The following is a 17,034-nucleotide window of genomic DNA, read 5'->3' as shown; positions in this document are numbered from 1 at the left end:
ACAACCGATGGTGGACGCGGTGGTGGCGGTACAGTGGCTGGAAAAGCTGCAGAACACACTGGAACCCTATCCCGGCGCCTACCTGGCGTTGATGATCTCGGCGCTGCTGATCGCCGCCGGTCTGGCCAACTGGGTGACCAAGCGCATCCTGGTGCGCGGGCTGCGGCGACTGCTCAGCCGCCTGCCGGGTGCTGACACCGGCCGTGGCAGCCATCTGATGCGGGTGATCTCGCGGCTGTCGAACGTGGTGCCCAGCCAGGTGATCGCCTCGGGCATCCGCATCGTGCCCGATCTGCCGCCCGGCCTGGTCGGCTTCATCATCGGCGCCTGCCAGGCGTGGGCGATCCTGACCGTGGTACTGGCGATCTCGCATGCGCTGGATGCGGCCAACGATCTTTACGAGCGCCGCCCCGAGGCACGCAACAAGCCGATCAAGGGGTATCTGCAGGTCGCCAAGATCGTCATCTTCGTGATCGCCGGTCTGTCGATCGTCGCCACTCTGGCCGGCGTTGACCTGCGCTATCTGGTGACCGGTCTCGGCGCGGCCACCGCGGTGCTGATGCTGATCTTCCAGGACACCATCCTGTCGCTGGTGGCCAGCGTGCAGATCAGCGGCGATGGCCGCGTGCGCATCGGCGACTGGATCGAGATGCCCAGCCAGAACGCCGACGGTGACGTCATCGACATCGCGCTGCACACCGTGACCGTGCAGAACTTCGACAAGACCATCACCACCATCCCGACCAAGAAGCTGGTGACCGAGTCGTTCAAGAACTGGCGCGGCATGCAGGAGGCCGGTGGCCGCCGCATCAAGCGCGCGCTGTACCTGGACCAGCATAGCGTCGGCTTCCTGGACGAGGGCGACCTGGCCTTCCTCGGCGAATTCGCGCTGCTGCGCGACTACCTGCACGAGAAGGCGCAGGAGCTGGGGCAGTGGAACGGGCGCCTGCGCGAGCAGGGCGTGGCCGAGGTCAACAGCCGCCGGGTGACCAACCTGGGTACGTTCCGTGCCTACGTGGAGCGCTACCTGCGCAGCCATCCGGGCATCCATACCGACATGACCCTGCTGGTACGGCAGCTGCAGCCGACCACCGAGGGCCTGCCGCTGGAGCTGTACTGCTTCACCCGCAGCACCGCCTGGGGCGAGTACGAGGCGGTGCAGTCGGACATTTTCGACCACCTGCTGGCGATCCTGCCGGCGTTCGGTCTGCGGGTGTTCCAGGCCTCCAGCGATGCCATGTTGATGGCCGGGCAGCGCCAGTTGGCTGGCTCGGAGTAAGCTGCGAGGCCTCCGGCCGGACCGTACGGATCCGGCTGGAGCCTGAAACTGAATGACGAAACCTCTCGCCAAATGGCTCGGGATCGCTAGAATGCCGGGCTTGTAAACGTTTTCATCAAGGACTGCTGGTGGCCTCCGATCGCATCGAATCCCTCATTGCCCAGATGACCGTCGAGGAAAAGGTCGGCCAGCTGGGTGTCTTCGCGGACATGGTCCGCCCGTTCGCCCCGGACGTGAACCCGGAAGCCAACGTGCGCAATGCCGACCAGGTGCTGCAGCAGGTGCGCGAGGGCAAGGTCGGCTCGCTGTTCAATGGTGTCGGCGCCGAGCTGGGCCGCCGCATCCAGCAGGTCGCCACCGAGGAGAGCCGCCTGGGCATCCCGGTGATCCTGGCCGCCGACGTCATCCACGGCATGCGCACCGTGTTCCCGATCCCGCTGGGCGAGGCTGCCAGCTTCGAACCGGAGCTGGCCGAGCGCACCGCCCGCGCCACCGCCATCGAGGCGACCGCCGCCGGCCTGCACTGGACCTATGCGCCGGCCGTGGACATCGCTCGCGACCAGCGCTGGGGCCGCGGCGCCGAAGGTGCCGGCGAGGACGTGGTGCTGGGCTGTGCCTTCGCCGCCGCCCGCGTGCGTGGCTTCCAGGGCAGCGACCTGCGCGCCGACGATTCGCTGTTGGCTACGCCGAAGCATTTCGCCGCCTATGGCGCGGTGATGGCCGGCATGGAATACAACATGGTGGACATCTCGCCGCAGACCCTGCGCGACGTGCACCTGCCGCCGTTCAAGGCCGCCTTCGATGCCGGCGCGATCACCGTGATGTCCTCGTTCAACGACATCAACGGCGTGCCGGCCAGCGCCAACGCCGAACTGCTGACCGACATCCTGCGCGGTGAGTGGAAGTTCCCGGGCGTGGTGATTTCCGATTACACCGCCGACATGGAGCTGGTCGCGCACGGCTATGCCGCCGACGATCGCGATGCGACCGCCAAGGCGTTCACCGCCGGCCTGGACCTGAGCATGCAGAGCGGTTTCTACGCCGAGCACCTGCCGGGCCTGGTCGAGAGCGGCGACGTGCCGATGGCGGTGCTGGATGAAGGCGTGCGCCGCATCCTGTGGCTGAAGGAAGCCATCGGCCTGTTCGACGATCCGTACCGTTCGCTGGACCCGGCGCGCGAAGCCGATACCTCGCACATCGCCGCGCATGACGAACTGTCGCGCGATGCCGCACGCCGTTCGATCGTGCTGCTGAACAACCGCGACAACGTGCTGCCGCTGCAGAAGAACGGGCAGAAGATCGCGCTGATCGGCCCGTTCGTGCAGGACCGCGAGAACATCGAAGGCTGCTGGACGCTGTTCGGCGACAAGCAGCGCTACGTGGACCTGGAAACCGGCGTGCGCGCCGCCATCGGCGACGAAGCGCTGCTGGAGATCGTGCCGGGCTGCGAGCTGGAAACCGCGATTGCGGGTGGCACCGAAGCGGCCGTGGCCGCCGCGCTGCGCGCCGACGTGGTGGTGCTGGCGCTCGGCGAGCCGCAGCGTTACAGCGGTGAAGCGCAGTCGCGCGTGGAGATCACCCTGCCGCCGGCACAGCAGGCGCTGGCCGAGGCCGTGGCGATGACCGGCAAGCCGCTGGTGGTGCTGCTGCGCAATGGTCGCGCGCTGGCGCTGCAGGGCGCGGTGCGCAATGCACAGGCGGTCGCGGTGACCTGGTACCTGGGCACGCAGACCGGCCATGCCGTGGCCGATGTGCTGTTCGGCGATTACAGCCCGTCCGCCCGCCTGCCGGTCAGCTTCCCGCAGGTGTCCGGCCAGCAGCCGTACTTCTACAACCACCCGCGCACCGGCCGCCCGGAACTGCCGACCATGTCGGAGTTCAAGGCGCGCTGGCGCGAGATTCCGAACGAGCCGCTGTACCCGTTCGGCCACGGCATCGGCTACACCTCGTTCGACTACGGCGTGCCGCAGCTGAGTGCGGCCCAGCTGGGCTGGGACGAGACCCTGACCCTCACCACCACGCTGACCAACAGCGGTGAAGTGGCAGGCGAGGAAGTGGTGCAGTTGTACATCCACGACCGCGTGGCCAGCCGCGTGCGCCCGGTGCGTGAACTGAAGGACTTCCGCAAGGTGGCATTGCAGCCGGGCGAGTCGGCCGAGGTCGTGTTCACCCTGACCCGCGAGCAGCTGGCCTTCACCGGCCGCGACGGCGTGCTGCGTGCCGAGCCGGGCCAGTTCGACGTGTGGGTGTGCGCCTCGTCGGCCGCTGGCGAAGCGGTGCAGTTCGAGCTGCTGAAGGGCTGATAGCGCCGACATCCACGCATGGCGTGGATCTACTGCAAGCGGTAGCGCCGGGCCATAACCGGCGTTGCTGCGCTCACATTGCACGAACACGCCGGGCGTGGCCTGGCGCTACCATCGGGGCCTTGATCCGATGGAGTTCGCGCATGCGCAAGATGGCTTTCCTGATTCCGGCCCTGCTGCTGGCCGCCTGTTCGCAGCCGGCACCGCCGGCCGAGCCTGCTGCCGATGCGCCGCCGCCGATGACCGGTTCCACCCCGGCCGAAGCGGCGGCCAGCACCACGCCGGACCCGGCCGCTGCACCGCAGGCAGCGGCAGAACACGCCAGCGAAAACTCCGCCCCCGCCGCCGCCGAAGAAGGCGATGCGCGCGCGCGCATCGAAAACGTGCTGGGCGATGCGGCGCAGTACGAGAAAGTTTTCAACGCGTTCAAGATCGCCGTGGTCGGTGGTGACCGCGCGGCCGTGGTGGAGGAAGTACGCTTCCCGTTGAACATCGCTGGTGGCAAGAAGATCACCGGGCCGGGCGAGTTCCAGCGCAACTACGAGAAGATCATCACGCCGGCGGTGGTCAAGGCGATGTCCGGGCAGGACTTCGGCAAGGTGTTCGTCAACCAGCAGGGCGTGATGATCGGTGATGGGCAGGTCTGGCTGACCGGCGAGTGCCTGGACAAGGCCTGTGCGCGTACCGAGGTGAAGGTCGGCACCATCCAGTGAATGCGAACGGCCCCGTATAAGGGGCCGTTGGGTAGGGGCGATGCCGGCCAGCGGCCGGCCTGCCGGGCGTCAGGTCTTCGGGGTGAGCTTCAGCAGGCGTGCCTTGCTGCCGTCTTCCAGCAGCCACAGCGCGCCATCGGGGCCCTGTTCCACTTCGCGGATGCGCTCGCCCATGTTGAAGCGTTCGGTTTCGCGCGCGCTGTCGCCGTCGAAGGCCACGCGCACCAGCGAGGTGGAGGACAGGCCGCCGATGAAGCCGCTGCCCTTCCACTGCGGGAACAGGGTGCCGCTGTAGATCACGAAGCCGGCCGGGGAGATCACCGGCGTCCAGGTCACCTTCGGCGCGGCGAATTCCGGACGGGTGTCGTGGTCGGGAATCGGGCGGCCATCGTAGTGGTTGCCATTGGAGACGATCGGGTAGCCGTAGTTGGCGCCGCGCACGATCAGGTTCAGTTCGTCACCGCCGGCCGGGCCCATCTCATGCGCCCACAGTTTGCCGTTGGCATCGAAGGCCATGCCGAGGATGTTGCGGTGGCCCAGCGACCATACCTGTGCGGCGATGCCCCCCTGCGAGGCGAACGGATTGTCGGCGGGCAGGCTACCATCGTCGTTGAGGCGGATGATCTTGCCCAGGTTGCCGCTCATGTCCTGCGCCGGGTCGAATTTCTGCCGCTCGCTGGAGCTGATCCACAGCTTGCCGTCCGGGCCGAAGGCGAGGCGGTGGCCATAGTGGCCCTCACCGCTGACCTTGGGGGTCTGCCGCCAGATCACCTTCAGGTCCTTCAGCTGGCCAGCGCCGTTGGCGTCCAGCGCCAGCGTGGCGCGGGCGACGGCGGCACCGCGGGTATCCAGCGTGCCTTCCTCGGCGTAGCTGAGGTAGATCACGTGGTTTTGGGTGAACTGCGGATGCAGGATCACATCGCCGAAACCGCCCTGGCCGCCATAGGCGACCTTCGGCACGCCGGTGATCTCATGCTTCTGGCCGCTGGCCAGATCCAGATGCTGCAGCTTTCCGCGCTTCTCGGTGACCAGCAGGCTGCCGTCGGGCAGGAAGGTCATCGCCCACGGTTGGTCGAAACGGCTGACTTCGGTGGCGGTGAAGGGACGTTGGTCGGCGGCGGTGGCCGGACTGGCGTTGGTGGCAGCCGGTGTCGTATCCGGACCGGCAGCATTGCAGGCGGAGGTGGCGAGGATCGGCACAAGGCCGAGGGCGAGCAGCAGGGGCGTGCGGGTCATGGGTATCTCCAGGGCGGGGATGCGGATGGCCGGGCTGTCCCTTGTATACCATCGCAGCCGTGACCGTCGTGGCCCGAAGGTCCTGCGACCCCTGTGCGGCGGCTGTGGGATCGTCTAGGGTGGGCACGCCCGGGCAAAGCGTGCCCGTCTGACTGCCAAGGACCTGCAATGAACACTGCCATGCCCCACAAGCCGTCCACCGCCTTCATTGCCGCCTCATGGGTGGCGCTGCTGCTGGGGGCCGCGGCCTACCTGATCGGCCTGTTCAACGCCACCTCGATGGCGCTCAACGAAAAGGGCTACTACCTGACCCTGCTGTTGTTCGGCCTGTTCGCGGCGGTCTCGCTGCAGAAGAGCGTGCGTGATCGGGTCGAGGGCATTCCGGTCAGTGGCCTGTATTACGCGCTGTGCTGGTTCGCGCTGCTGTCGGCACTGATGCTGCTGCTGGTCGGGCTGTGGAATGCCACCCTGGCATCGAGTGAGAAGGGCTTCTACGGCATGGCGTACGCGCTGTCGCTGTTCGGGGCGGTGGCGGTGCAGAAGAATACCCGCGACCTGATCGCCGCCGGTGGTGGCGAGAGCAGGCGCAGTGCGGTCGTGCCGCCGCTTCCGGAACAGTAATGATTCTGCAGAGCCGAGCCCATGCTCGGCTCTACATAAGTCCGGCGCTATCGCTTCAACCGTGGATCCGCCAGCTGCGCCTCCTCCCAACCCCGGCGCACCGCGCTGCGCGCCTGCGCCCATTCCAGGCGGCTGCGGCCGCGCTCGCTGGCCCAGCGTGATTCCAGCTCGCCTTCCACTTCCTCGTAGGCGCGGATGATGTCCTGCGCACGCGCGGCGTGGCCGATGCGGTAGGCCGGTTCATAGTCCTCGAAGAACAGCTGGTCGTCGTAGTACGGCTCGGCGGTGTAGCGCTCGCGCCAGAAGTTGCTGACCGCGTCGCGCGGTGTGCTGTCGTCCGGTACGCGGCCGGGAATCTGGTACTTGGTCATGGAGGGGCTCCGTTGTGGACGAAGCCTGATCGTGCCAGGGAGCGGGTTAACGGCCGGGGCCGGCAGCGTGATCGCCAGATCAATCCGCCGGTCAGGGCGCGCCACCGTTCACCCGGCGTCGGCATCCTTGCGCGGCAGTTTGTAGATCACCGCGCCGATGGCGAATGCCACCAGCGCGGCGGCGATGTTCTGCCAGCTGGCACTGGCGAACAGCGTCAGGCACAGCAGCAGCGCCAGCACCGGAATCAGCGGGCCGCCGGGCAGTTTCAACGCGCCCGGGCGGTCGGCGTAGCGCTTGGCCAGTACCAGTACCGCAGCGGCGGTACCGATGTAGGCGAACAGGCGCGTGGTCATCGACAGCAGCGCCAGTTGCACGAACGAACCGGACAACGCCAGGCCGAGCGCGATCAGGCCCTGGCACAGGATCGACGCGGCCGGGGTATGGAAGCGCGGATGCACCTGCGCCAGGATCTTCGGCCCATAGCCATCGCGTGCCAGCGCGAACAGGAAGCGCGGGCCCATCATCATCGTGTTGCTGTTGGTGCCGAGGATGGAGATGGTGGCACCGATGGTCAGGATCAGCGCCAGCGCCTCGCCACCGAATCCGGCGGCGGCGTCGGCCAGCGGCGTAGCCGAGCTGGACAGCCCGGCCAGCGTGCCCTGCGCCACCACCTGCACCGCACCGTAGATGACGGTGACGGTGATGATCATGGTGATCAGCGCGAACGGAATATCGCGCCGCGGATTGCGGTACTCGCCGGCCGCGGCCGGGATGTTCTCGAAGCCGGCGTAGGCGTACAGCAGCAGCAATGCGGCCTCGCCCATGCGCTGCAGATCGTGCGGGTCCGGGCGCTGGCCGGAGAACGCCAGCTGCGGATCGATGTAGAACGCGCCGATGGCCACGAACAGCAGCAGCGGCAGCATCTTGCCGATCACCAGCACCACGCCGGTGCGTGCGGCCGAGCGCACGCCGATGATGTTGACCCCGGTGAGGAAGCCCAGCGATACCACGATCACCGCGATGCGACCCAGGCCGGCGCCCGCCCACGGCCAGAAGCGTGCGACCGCATCGGCCAGTGCATTGCTGAGCGCGGCGGCCGAGCTGATGCGGGTCAGCCAGATCATCCAGCCGATCTCGAACCCGGCGAAGCGGCCAAACGCTTCGCGTGCATACAGGTAGCTACCACCGGGTTCATCGAAGTAGCTGGCGGCCTGCGCGTAGCACAGCACCAGCAGCGCGACGACGATGCCGGCGGCGACCACGCCCCACAGGCTGAAGGGCCCGAGCAGGGCGACGGTGGCGGCCGGCAGCAGGTAGATGCCGCTGCCGATCACATCGTTGATCGACAGGCCGACGATCTGCCAGCGGCTGACCGCGCGCTGCAGCTGCGGTTCGTCCTGCGCGCTCAACGGACGTCTCCGCTCGGTGCGGGCAGCTGCCACTGTGCCTGCAGGCGCTGGTACTCGGCGCGCGGCAGCAGCACGAAGCGCGGCGTGTCCTGCGGCCGCAGCCAGTCCAGCAGCGCCTGCATGCGCGCCAGCGGCATGGCGGTGCAGCCGGCCGTGGCTTCGCCGGGCTGGCGCCACAGGTGGGCGAAGATGCAGCTGCCCTTGCCGGGTTGGTTGTCCGGGTTGTGGGCAATCACAAAGCCCTGCTGGTAGCGCACGTCGCCCTTGTTGTGCAGGTCCAGCCGCATCGGCTCGGTGGAGCCCTTGACCGCTGCGCTGCCGACCTTGTTCGCATCGACGATGCGGTTGTAGAACGGCGAGGCCGGCACGTCCATGCAGTAGCTGCTGTCGAGCATCGGCTGGTACGGCATCGCGGTGCCGGGGCGGGTGACCGCATAGCCGAACGCGCTGCCGAGCGCGAACACGCCGGCCGGGCTGCGGCCGTCGCCTTCCTGTTTCTGCGGGCCGTCGGCCTGTGCCGGATGCAGGCCCAGCCCCCATGCGCTGCCGGTGCGGCCCAGTGCTACCGGGAATGGCTGCCCGTGCGGGTGCCAACCCTTGCCGTCACGTACATAGGCCTGCAGTTGGCCCTGGGTGCTGTCCCAGCCTTCGCTGGTAACCACGATCAACTGGCGCGCGCCGTCCAGCGGCGCGGCGTGGACGGCCCACGCTGTGGCAAGCAGCAGCGCAGAGGCGGCGAGGCGGGCCAGCGATTTCATCAACATGCGCTCCGGTCAGGAATCCAGCAGGTGGTCGATCCGCTCCAGGTTCACCGCCAGCTGCTGCTGGCGGTCCGGATTGGCGTGGCAGAGCAGCACGAACAGGAAATCCAGCAGGGCGTGCATGGCGCTACGGTACAGCAGCTGCGCCACCTGCGGCGTGCGGTCGTGCGCGCAGACCGCCAGTGCCGCATCCGCATGCGCGCGCAGCGGATTGGCGGTGTGGCGGGTGATGGAAATCACCTTGCCACCCATGTCCTGGAACTGCCGCGACAGCTGCGAAAGCTGGGGCAGGCTGCCGAATTCGGAGAACACCAGCAGCACATCGCCGGGGCGCGCCGCCGACAGGTTGGCCAGCATCAGGACCGGGTCGGTATGCGGCACCACCAGCAGCCCGAGCAGCGACAGCCGCATGGCGAACTCGCGGGCGTACAGGCCGTCATCGCCAAGACCGTATACGAACAGCTTCGGGGCGTCGTCGATCAGCTGCACGATGCGTTCGATCTCCGCGCGCGGGTTGGCCTGGCGGGTTTCCTCTTCGGCCAGCGCCTTGCTGCGGCGCAGGGCCTCGCCCAGGCGCAGGTAGTCGTCGCCGCTGTCCGGCTCGCTCGGTGCCTGCTGCGGGTCGGTCCCGGCGCGCGCGACGTCCTGGCCGATGGAGTATTTCAGGTCCGGGTAGCCCTTGAAGCCGAGTTTCTGGCTGAACTTCACCACGCTGGACTGGCTGATGCCCAGTGCGCTGGCCAGCTGCTGGGACGAGTAATCGCGCAGCAGGTGGGCGTTGTCGAGGATGAAGTCGGCGATGCGGCGTTCGATGGCCGACATCTGCCCGCGCTCGGAACGGATCTTCAGCAGGGGCGGCATGCAGGGTGTCCGATGGTCGTGCGTTGGAGCATAGGGGAACGCGTTGCGGTTGGCAGCGTAGAGCAGGCCATGGGATGGCTCGGGCGGGTGGGGTTCGCAGGGGACGCCGTGAATCCGTCCATGGAGGCTTGGCCGCGCCATCCATGGCGCGGACACCCCTGCGAACCCCACCCGCCCGAGCCCAGACAGATCGCGAGCGTGCCAGCCGCGAAGGGGATACGGGGTGGGGCAAAAGCAAGCGCATCCACGCATGGCGTGGATCTACGGTTCAACCCAGCATCTCCAGCCCCCGCACTTCGGTGATGCCCAACCCCGGTACGTCGCTGATGCTGATCTCCGATTCGTTGAAATGCACGCCGCCACTGACCGGGTCGAACTGGCCCAGCGATGGGCCATCCAGGTCGACCTTGGTGATCACATCGCTCTTGGCCACCGCCAGGTGCACCGCGGCGGCCACGCTGATGCTCGACTCGATCATGCAGCCGATCATGCACGGCACACCGTAGATGCCGGCGATGTCGGCAATGCGGATCGCGTTGGACAGGCCGCCGGTCTTCATCAGCTTGATGTTGATGATGTCCGCTGCGCGCTGCTGGATCAGGTCCATCACCTGGCTCGGGCTGAACACACTTTCGTCGGCCATCACCGGCGTGTTGACGCGGTCGGTGACGTACTTCAGGCCGCTGATGTCAGCGGCCTTCACCGGTTGTTCCAGCAGTTCCAGTACCACGCCGGCTTCCTCCAGTGTACGCATCGCATGTACGGCTTGTTTGGCGGTCCAGCCCTGGTTGGCATCCAGCCGCAACAGGGCGCGCCCCTCCACCGCAGCATGGATCGCTTTGACCCGTTCGATGTCCAAGCCGATGTCCTTGCCGACCTTGATCTTCAGCGACTCGAAGCCGCGTTCGATCGCCGACAGCGAGTCGGCCACCATCTTGTCGATGTAGTCCACGCTGATGGTGATGTCGGTGGTGATCACCGGATCACCGCCACCGAGCATCTGGTACAGCGGCGCACCGTGCAGCTGCGCCCAGAGATCGTACAGCGCAATCTCCACCGCGGCCTTGGCGCTGGTGTTGCGCTCCATCGCGCTCTGCACCAGCCCGCACAGACGGTTGAGGTTGACAACCTCCTGGCCGATCAGGCGCGGTGCGATGAAGTGGCGGATCGCTTCGATGATCGAGCCATGGGTATCGCCGGTGATCACTGCCGTGGCCGGCGCTTCGCCATAACCGGTGTGGCCGGTGTCGGTGCGGATCAGCACCACCACGTCCTCCACGGTCTCCACCGTGCGCAGGGCGGTCTTGAACGGCGTCTTCAGCGGCACGCGCAGCATGCCCAGTTCGATGGCGGTGATCTTCATTCAGGGAGTCTTGGCTCGCAGGCGCTGGATGTTGGTGATGCGGTCGATGTAGCGGACGCTGTCGCTGGCCATCATCGGCTCCAGCGGCGTCACCGAAACACCATTGAGATGGGCCTGCACACGTTTGCCGTCGGCACCGAACCAGCTGCCGCCTGCCGTATCGTGGATGACCCAGGTGCGGCCGTCGACGTGGCCGATGGCCATCATCACGTGGCCGGGGATATAGACCAGGTCGCCTACCTGCAGCCCGGTGACGGCGCGGTCGCGCATCGCCTTGCCGTCCTTGTTGGTGAACGGCAGGCGATCCAGCGCCGGGCTGACCGCCTGCGCGCTGGTATTGCGCGGCAGCAGCACACCGAAGCTGCGGTAGATCTCCGAGACGAACCCACTGCAGTCGCGGGTGTCGTAGTCGTGGCCCCAGCCGTAGCGTTCGCCGAGGAACTTGAAGGACTGCTGCAGCAGCAGGCGCGGGGTCAGCGGCAGGTAGTCGGCGGCGGTGTCCTGCGAGCGCGGCAGCAGCGCCGGTACCAGCTTCAATCGACCATCGGCTTCGCGTACCGGCAGCTGCACCACCCACGAGGCATGCGCTTGTTGCCCGTTTACCGGCGTAGCAGCGGGCCAGTCGGCCAGCACCGGCAGGCGCACGCCCATGTCCAGCTGCAGGCGCGACACGCGCGGTTCTTCCGGGGTGTAGGCGGTCTGCGCGGTGGCGCCGGTGATGATGCGGTAGGGCCCCTGTGCGCCGTAGCCGAGTACCGTGGCCTTGTCACCACTGGCAATCACGTCGGCCTCGATCCACGCGCTGTAGCGCTCGCTGTGAACGAACAGCCAGCGGCCATCGGCACTGCGATGCACCACGGCGACCTTGTCGCCGGGGAACAGCGCCGATTCCTGGAAGCGGTCGATGTCGGTGTCACCGACGCTACTGAAAACGCGCTCGCGGGTGGGGAAGGTGCGCAGCGCTGCACGCTTCACCACCAGCCCATACTGCGGCGCTACCTGCGCGGGAATCGACTCCAGCCCGAGGTTGGCTTCGATCGCGCGGCGCAGTGCCGGTGTGATGGGCTGACCCTTGTCGTTGTAGAGCGCGCGCGTGGGCCAGCTCGAGAGTGCGCCGATGCTGCCGCGTACCGCCACCGCATCCAGCCGCGCAGGCAGTACAGCGATGTCCTGGATGTGGCTGTCCTGCGCCCGCATCCGTGCGTTCTGCGCGTCGATCTGCGCGCGGTCGAGGATCGGCGCATCGGCGTTGTCCAGGCGCGCGGCCCAGTACTGCGGGGTCAGGAAGGCCTCGTGCAGGCCGATCACATAGGGCAGCGGTGCGCCGGGATCGGGAGCTGGGGCGGTCTGCGCAAAGGCCGGCGCCGCCAGCAGGCACAGCCCCAGGGTCAAGCGGCGCGGCCAATGCCGGTGCCGTTCGCGGGAAGCCAGGATCATGCGCTGCACACCCTCCTCGAATGCCTGTTGGAATATTTATTCCTTTCGGCGTCGAAAGCAAGAATAAATTATTGACCGGCATCCCGGCCCGTGTTACACAGCCGTTACCACCCGCGCTGGGGAAGTGTCGCTGTGGATCCTGCCGTTCGCAAACCGCGTCTGACTGCTGCTGCCGGCCTGGGGGCCGCGCTGCTGCTGTGGGCGTGGTCGGCGGGCGCGGAGCCGCCACCCTCGGCCATCCAGTTCGCGCGGGTCGTGCAGATGATCGACGCGGGACGGTTCTCCGAAGCTCATAGCGAGCTGAATACCTGGTCGGCGGCCGACGCGGCGGAACCGGGCGTCAGTTTCGATGACATCGCGTTCCAGGAAGAACGCATGCGGCGCATCCGCCTGGACTTTTCCCTCGACGAAACCGCCGCCAAGTCTGCCGTGCGGCGCTGGATTCCCGACCTGACCGACGAGGAGTTCGCGCGCTGGGATCAACTCGGCCTGATCGAGCACCTCGATATCGATGGCACGCGCTGGTACTTCAAGCGCGCACCGTCGAACCTGTTCCTGCTCAGCGATGAAGCGCGTGCACGCCGCCGCGCGGATGCACCGATGCCGGCGCCGGGCCCGAACGAAGTGCTCAACGCCCACCACGCGCGCGTGCTGGCTGCGGCCGAACAGGGCGGCAAGGCCTCGGTGCTGCCGCAGCGCATCGAATTCACCCAGTCGCTCACCGTGAAGGCCGATGCGGTGCCGGCCGGCGAGCTCGTGCGCGCATGGATTCCCTATCCGCGCGAGATACCCGGCCAGCAGGAGCAGGTGCAGTGGCTGGGCAGTACGCCGGGCAAGGCACGCGTGGCACCGGCAAGCACGCTGCAGCGCACCGCCTACCTGGAAGCCAAGGCCGTAGCCGGCAAGCCGACCCGCTTCGAGGTCAGCTACGCGGTCACGATCTTCGCCCGGCATACCGCGATTGATCCGGCCAAGGTGCAACCGACACCGGGAGATCCGGCGCTGCAACCCTACCTGTCCCAGCAGCCGCCGCATGTCCGCTTCACTCCCGCATTGAAGCTGTTCTCCGACCAGGTGCTGCAGGGTGAGACGCGGCCGTATGAAGTGGTGCGCAAGCTGTTCGCTGCCGTGGATCGCATTCCGTGGGCCGGCGCACGCGAATACGCCACGATCAGCAACCTCAGCGATTATGCGTTGCGTGCCGGACATGCCGACTGCGGCCAGCAGACATTGCTGTTGATCGCACTGCTGCGCATGAACGGCATTCCTGCGCGCTGGCAGTCGGGCATGGTGTTCTCCGGCGATGGCAGTGGCTACAACAATCTGCACGACTGGGGGCAGGTCTACCTGGCGCCGTATGGCTGGCTGCCGATGGACGTGACCACCGGCGCATTGGCCAGCGACGTGCCGGCCCTGCGCGACTTCTACCTGGGTGGCCTCGACGGCTACCGCGTCGCCTTCAACGACGATTTCGGCCAGCCCTTGGTGCCGGCCAAACAGCACTACCGCTCGGAAACGGTCGACTCGCAGCGCGGCGAGGCCGAGTGGGCAGGCGGCAACCTGTACTTCGACCAATGGAGCTACGACTTCCAGTGGCGGGTACTGCCAGCCAGGCAACGCTAGCGCGACACATCACACTCCACACCATTCAATTCTTGCAGGAGAGAGCAGGGGATGAAGGCTTACAGCATCACACGGGCGGCGTTGTACGTCGCGCTCGGGGCGTGCCTGGGCGTGATCGCGCCCAGCGCATTCGCACAGGATGGTTCGGTGGTTGGCCGCTTGAGCAGCGATGCCGGCCAGGTACCGGCCGGTGCCACGGTGACCGTACGCAATCCGGCCACAGGCTTCGTCCGTTCGGTACAGGCCGAAGCCAATGGCAGCTATCGCATACCGCTGCTGCCGGTCGGCACCTACGAGATGGAAGTGAGCTTGCCGGGAGGAGCGGCCAGCCGTGTTGGCCAGGTCACCGTCAGCCTGGGCAGTGCGACTACGGTGAACGTGCCGCTGGGTGCGGTCAGCACGCTGGGCACGGTCGAAGTTCGTGCTCCGCAGGTGGTGTCGATGGTGGACGTGAAGTCCACCGAGTCGGCCACCAACATTACCCGCGAGGAGTTGTCGCGCCTGCCGGTGGACCGTGACATCACCGCCGTCGCTCTGCTGGCGCCGGGTGCGGTGAAGGGCAAGGGCTCTCTGGGTGGCCAGGGTATCTCCTTCGGGGGTTCGTCGGTGGCCGAGAACACCGTGTACATCAACGGGCTGAACGTCACCGACTTCTACAACCGGGTTGGCTTCTCCTCCGTGCCGTTCTCGTTCTACCAGGAGTTCCAGGTCAAGACCGGCGGCTACTCGGTGGAGTTCGGGCGCAGTACTGGTGGTGTCATCAACGCGGTGACGCGCTCGGGCAGCAACGACTTCAAGGCCGGCGCCGAACTGGTGTTCGAGCCGCGAGCGTGGCAGTCGCAGGCGCGCGACCGCTACGACGGCAGCGGCAGCCGCTACATCACCGCCAGCCGCGACGACTACAGCCGCAGCGCGCTGAACGTGTTCGCCTCCGGTGCGCTGGTGCAGGACCGGTTGTTCTTCTTCGGCATGTACGAAGCCCGTGACTATCGCCCGACATCGACCAACGACGCCGGAACCCGCCTCAACCAGGGCAAGGCCGATGATCCGTTCTGGGGCGGCAAGCTCGACTGGCGCATCACCGACAACCAGATGTTCTCGCTGTTCGGCTTCTCCGATCGCAACAAGACGCTCACCGACGTCTACGCCTATGACTACGAGCGTGGCAGCACCGTGGGTGAACGTGCCAACCAGATCATGAACACCGTGGGTGGCCGCAACTGGTCGGGTACCTACAGTTGGCAGGTGAACAACGACCTGACCATGAAGCTGATGTACGGCGAGAACAAGCGCAACCGCGTGCAGAGCTCGCTGATGGACGAGAACTGCAACCGGGTTTTCGACAATCGTACCGCCAGCCAGGGCGTACCCACCGCGCTGCAGGGTGATCGCAGCTGCACCAGCAGTTCCCAACTCGAATCCGCGCTGGATACGCGCAAGGCGGCACGCGCCGATTTCGAATGGACACTGGGCAACCATCTGCTTCGCTTCGGGCTGGACCGCGAGGAGAACACGTCCGACTACAGCCGCGCCTATCCCGGCCCGGGCGGCCTGCGCTACGACATCTACGCGCGCACGCCGGGCAGTTCGCTGAATGGCGGCGTGGTGCCGGCCAGTGGACTGGTGGCGCGTACCCGCCGCTATGAAGTTGAAGGCGCGTTCGAAACGATCAACTCCGCGTACTACCTGGAAGACAACTGGCAGGTGACGCCGAACCTGCTGCTCAACCTCGGCCTGCGCATGGAAGCCTTCGACAACAAGGGCGGCGACGGCAGCAGTTACATCAAGATCGACAACATGCTGGCGCCCCGCCTGGGCTTCTCGTGGGACGTGCGTGGCGATGGCACCACCAAGGTGTTCGGCAACCTCGGCCGCTACTTCCTGCCGGTGGCCAACGTCATCAACATCAAGCAGGCCGGTGGCTTCCTCGACGAACGCACCTGGTATGAGTTCCTGGGCTACAGCGGCGCGGCCAACAACGTGCCGGTGCTGGGCGCACAGATCGGACCGGTGGACAACTCGCAGGGCGACGGCAGCGTGCCGGACCTGCGCGCCGAAGTGAACCGCGACATGGATCCGGTCTACCAGGACGAAGCGATCCTGGGCTTCCAGCAGATGATCAACGAAGCCTGGTCGATCGGCGCAAGCGTGACCTACCGGCGCCTGCACAACGCCATCGATGACATGAACATCACCGCCACCGGCCAGTGCGGTGCGATTGATAGCGTGTGGATCATGGGCAACCCGGGGCGCACAAACACCGTGTGGGGCGATACCGATTGTGACGGCCGCAATGATGGCTGGATCAGCATCGATACGTCGAAGGAAGGCTGGGCGCTGTATGACGACAACGGCAACTATGTCGGCCAGCGCGGCTGGGTGAAGCCCAAGCGCGACTACAAGGCGCTGGAGCTGCAGGTCGATCGTGCCTGGGATGGCAAGTGGGGCTTCAACGCGTCCTACACGCTGGCCTACGGCCGCGGCAACGCCGAAGGTCCCGTAAATTCCGATACCGATTTCGCCGATGCCGGGCGCACCGAGAACTTCGACAATCCGTGGGTCAACTACGGCGGCTATGGCTACCTGGCCAATGATCGCCGCCACCAGTTCAAGTTCCGCGGCAGCTACGCGCTGACCGAGAACCTGAGCGTGGCCGCGACCCTGGGCGTGCAGTCGGGCAGCCCGATCACCCGCTTTGGCGCAGGCAACCCGTTCGATGCGACCGACTTCCACAGCTATTACGTGTGCGTGTCCAACTGCCAGGCCACGGTGCCATCCGAACGGGTGTTCGTGCATTCCCCGCGTGGTGGTGATGGGCGTACGCCGTGGACCTACGATCTGGACGTGAGCGTGTCCTACAAGGTGCCGATCCCCACCGACCTGCGCCTGAAGCTGGCGGTGTACAACGTGCTCAACCAGCAGCGCGTGGTGACCGTGGACCAGGACTACGAACCGCAGGACAGCATCGGCACGCCGAACCCGCTGTTTGGCTACGGTACCGGGTTCCAGTCGCCGCGCTATGCGCAGCTGACCGTGACATGGGCGTACTGACGCCC

At 66.7% G+C, this 17,034-nt stretch carries 13 protein-coding genes; 6 read left to right on the top strand and 7 right to left on the bottom strand.

Going from position 1 to position 17,034, the window contains the following annotated elements:
* Positions 1-7 precede the first annotated feature (7 nt).
* From SSKA14_RS22665 to SSKA14_RS22655, 3 genes are all read left to right on the top strand, one after another.
* Entirely contained in the window at positions 8-1,279 is a 1,272-nt protein-coding gene (locus SSKA14_RS22665; protein WP_008265437.1) for a mechanosensitive ion channel domain-containing protein, read from the top strand.
* 128 nt (positions 1,280-1,407) lie between these two features.
* Positions 1,408-3,582 carry a glycoside hydrolase family 3 N-terminal domain-containing protein gene (locus SSKA14_RS22660; protein WP_008267094.1) on the top strand — a complete coding sequence of 725 codons (2,175 nt, stop codon included), beginning with the start codon at positions 1,408-1,410 and terminating at the stop codon, positions 3,580-3,582.
* A 143-nt stretch (positions 3,583-3,725) separates the two neighbouring features.
* Positions 3,726-4,295, top strand: a complete 570-nt coding sequence (locus SSKA14_RS22655) for a hypothetical protein (protein WP_008265832.1) — start codon at positions 3,726-3,728, stop codon at positions 4,293-4,295.
* Between the two features lie 69 nt (positions 4,296-4,364).
* Here the strand turns inward: SSKA14_RS22655 and SSKA14_RS22650 are convergent, their stop codons facing one another.
* A complete protein-coding gene (locus SSKA14_RS22650) occupies positions 4,365-5,531 on the bottom strand; it encodes a PQQ-dependent sugar dehydrogenase (protein WP_008267626.1) in 1,167 nt (388 codons plus the stop codon).
* Between the two features lie 168 nt (positions 5,532-5,699).
* On the opposite strand from SSKA14_RS22650, the gene yiaA reads away from it, so the two are divergent.
* A complete protein-coding gene (yiaA, locus tag SSKA14_RS22645; RefSeq protein ID WP_040009093.1) occupies positions 5,700-6,152 on the top strand; it encodes an inner membrane protein YiaA in 453 nt (150 codons plus the stop codon).
* 47 nt (positions 6,153-6,199) lie between these two features.
* On the opposite strand, the gene SSKA14_RS22640 is transcribed toward yiaA, so the two are convergent.
* The 6 genes from SSKA14_RS22640 to SSKA14_RS22615 form a co-directional block, all read right to left on the bottom strand.
* On the bottom strand, positions 6,200-6,523 hold the full coding sequence (locus SSKA14_RS22640; protein WP_008268099.1) for a hypothetical protein: 324 nt from the start codon (positions 6,521-6,523) through the stop codon (positions 6,200-6,202).
* A gap of 108 nt (positions 6,524-6,631) precedes the next feature.
* On the bottom strand, positions 6,632-7,933 hold the full coding sequence (locus SSKA14_RS22635; protein ID WP_008266505.1) for an amino acid permease: 1,302 nt from the start codon (positions 7,931-7,933) through the stop codon (positions 6,632-6,634).
* Positions 7,930-8,691, bottom strand: a complete 762-nt coding sequence (locus SSKA14_RS22630; RefSeq protein ID WP_040009960.1) for a L,D-transpeptidase family protein — start codon at positions 8,689-8,691, stop codon at positions 7,930-7,932. The genes SSKA14_RS22635 and SSKA14_RS22630 overlap by 4 nt, the downstream gene beginning before the upstream one ends.
* A 15-nt stretch (positions 8,692-8,706) precedes the next feature.
* Positions 8,707-9,555: a MurR/RpiR family transcriptional regulator gene (locus SSKA14_RS22625; protein ID WP_008265670.1), complete on the bottom strand. Its 849-nt coding sequence runs from the start codon at positions 9,553-9,555 to the stop codon at positions 8,707-8,709.
* A 268-nt stretch (positions 9,556-9,823) separates the two neighbouring features.
* Positions 9,824-10,918, bottom strand: coding sequence for a dipeptide epimerase (locus tag SSKA14_RS22620; RefSeq protein ID WP_040009090.1), 1,095 nt, complete (start codon positions 10,916-10,918; stop codon positions 9,824-9,826).
* Positions 10,919-12,355, bottom strand: coding sequence for an SH3 domain-containing protein (locus SSKA14_RS22615; RefSeq protein WP_040009957.1), 1,437 nt, complete (start codon positions 12,353-12,355; stop codon positions 10,919-10,921).
* A 132-nt stretch (positions 12,356-12,487) separates the two neighbouring features.
* On the opposite strand from SSKA14_RS22615, the gene SSKA14_RS22610 reads away from it, so the two are divergent.
* The gene (locus SSKA14_RS22610; protein WP_008268028.1) at positions 12,488-13,978 is read left to right on the top strand and encodes a transglutaminase domain-containing protein; all 1,491 of its coding nucleotides are present in this window, start codon (positions 12,488-12,490) and stop codon (positions 13,976-13,978) included.
* A 51-nt stretch (positions 13,979-14,029) separates the two neighbouring features.
* On the top strand, positions 14,030-17,029 hold the full coding sequence (locus tag SSKA14_RS22605; protein WP_008266361.1) for a TonB-dependent receptor: 3,000 nt from the start codon (positions 14,030-14,032) through the stop codon (positions 17,027-17,029).
* Positions 17,030-17,034 lie beyond the last annotated feature (5 nt).

This window comes from Stenotrophomonas sp. SKA14, assembly GCF_000158575.1.
Lineage (GTDB): Bacteria > Pseudomonadota > Gammaproteobacteria > Xanthomonadales > Xanthomonadaceae > Stenotrophomonas > Stenotrophomonas forensis.
Note: the sequence above shows the minus strand (reverse complement) of the source record. Positions and strands in the feature narration are given on the sequence as shown.

Excerpts from the sequence above, each read along its gene's own strand:
- SSKA14_RS22665 (WP_008265437.1), top strand. The coding sequence starts at position 8 with ATGGTGGACGCGGTGGTGGCGGTACAGTGGCTGGAAAAGCTGCAGAAC.
- SSKA14_RS22655 (WP_008265832.1), top strand. The coding sequence starts at position 3,726 with ATGCGCAAGATGGCTTTCCTGATTCCGGCCCTGCTGCTGGCCGCCTGT.
- SSKA14_RS22650 (WP_008267626.1), bottom strand. The coding sequence starts at position 5,531 with ATGACCCGCACGCCCCTGCTGCTCGCCCTCGGCCTTGTGCCGATCCTC.
- yiaA (WP_040009093.1), top strand. The coding sequence starts at position 5,700 with ATGAACACTGCCATGCCCCACAAGCCGTCCACCGCCTTCATTGCCGCC.
- SSKA14_RS22640 (WP_008268099.1), bottom strand. The coding sequence starts at position 6,523 with ATGACCAAGTACCAGATTCCCGGCCGCGTACCGGACGACAGCACACCG.
- SSKA14_RS22630 (WP_040009960.1), bottom strand. The coding sequence starts at position 8,691 with ATGAAATCGCTGGCCCGCCTCGCCGCCTCTGCGCTGCTGCTTGCCACA.
- SSKA14_RS22625 (WP_008265670.1), bottom strand. The coding sequence starts at position 9,555 with ATGCCGCCCCTGCTGAAGATCCGTTCCGAGCGCGGGCAGATGTCGGCC.
- SSKA14_RS22620 (WP_040009090.1), bottom strand. The coding sequence starts at position 10,918 with ATGAAGATCACCGCCATCGAACTGGGCATGCTGCGCGTGCCGCTGAAG.
- SSKA14_RS22615 (WP_040009957.1), bottom strand. The coding sequence starts at position 12,355 with ATGATCCTGGCTTCCCGCGAACGGCACCGGCATTGGCCGCGCCGCTTG.
- SSKA14_RS22605 (WP_008266361.1), top strand. The coding sequence starts at position 14,030 with ATGAAGGCTTACAGCATCACACGGGCGGCGTTGTACGTCGCGCTCGGG.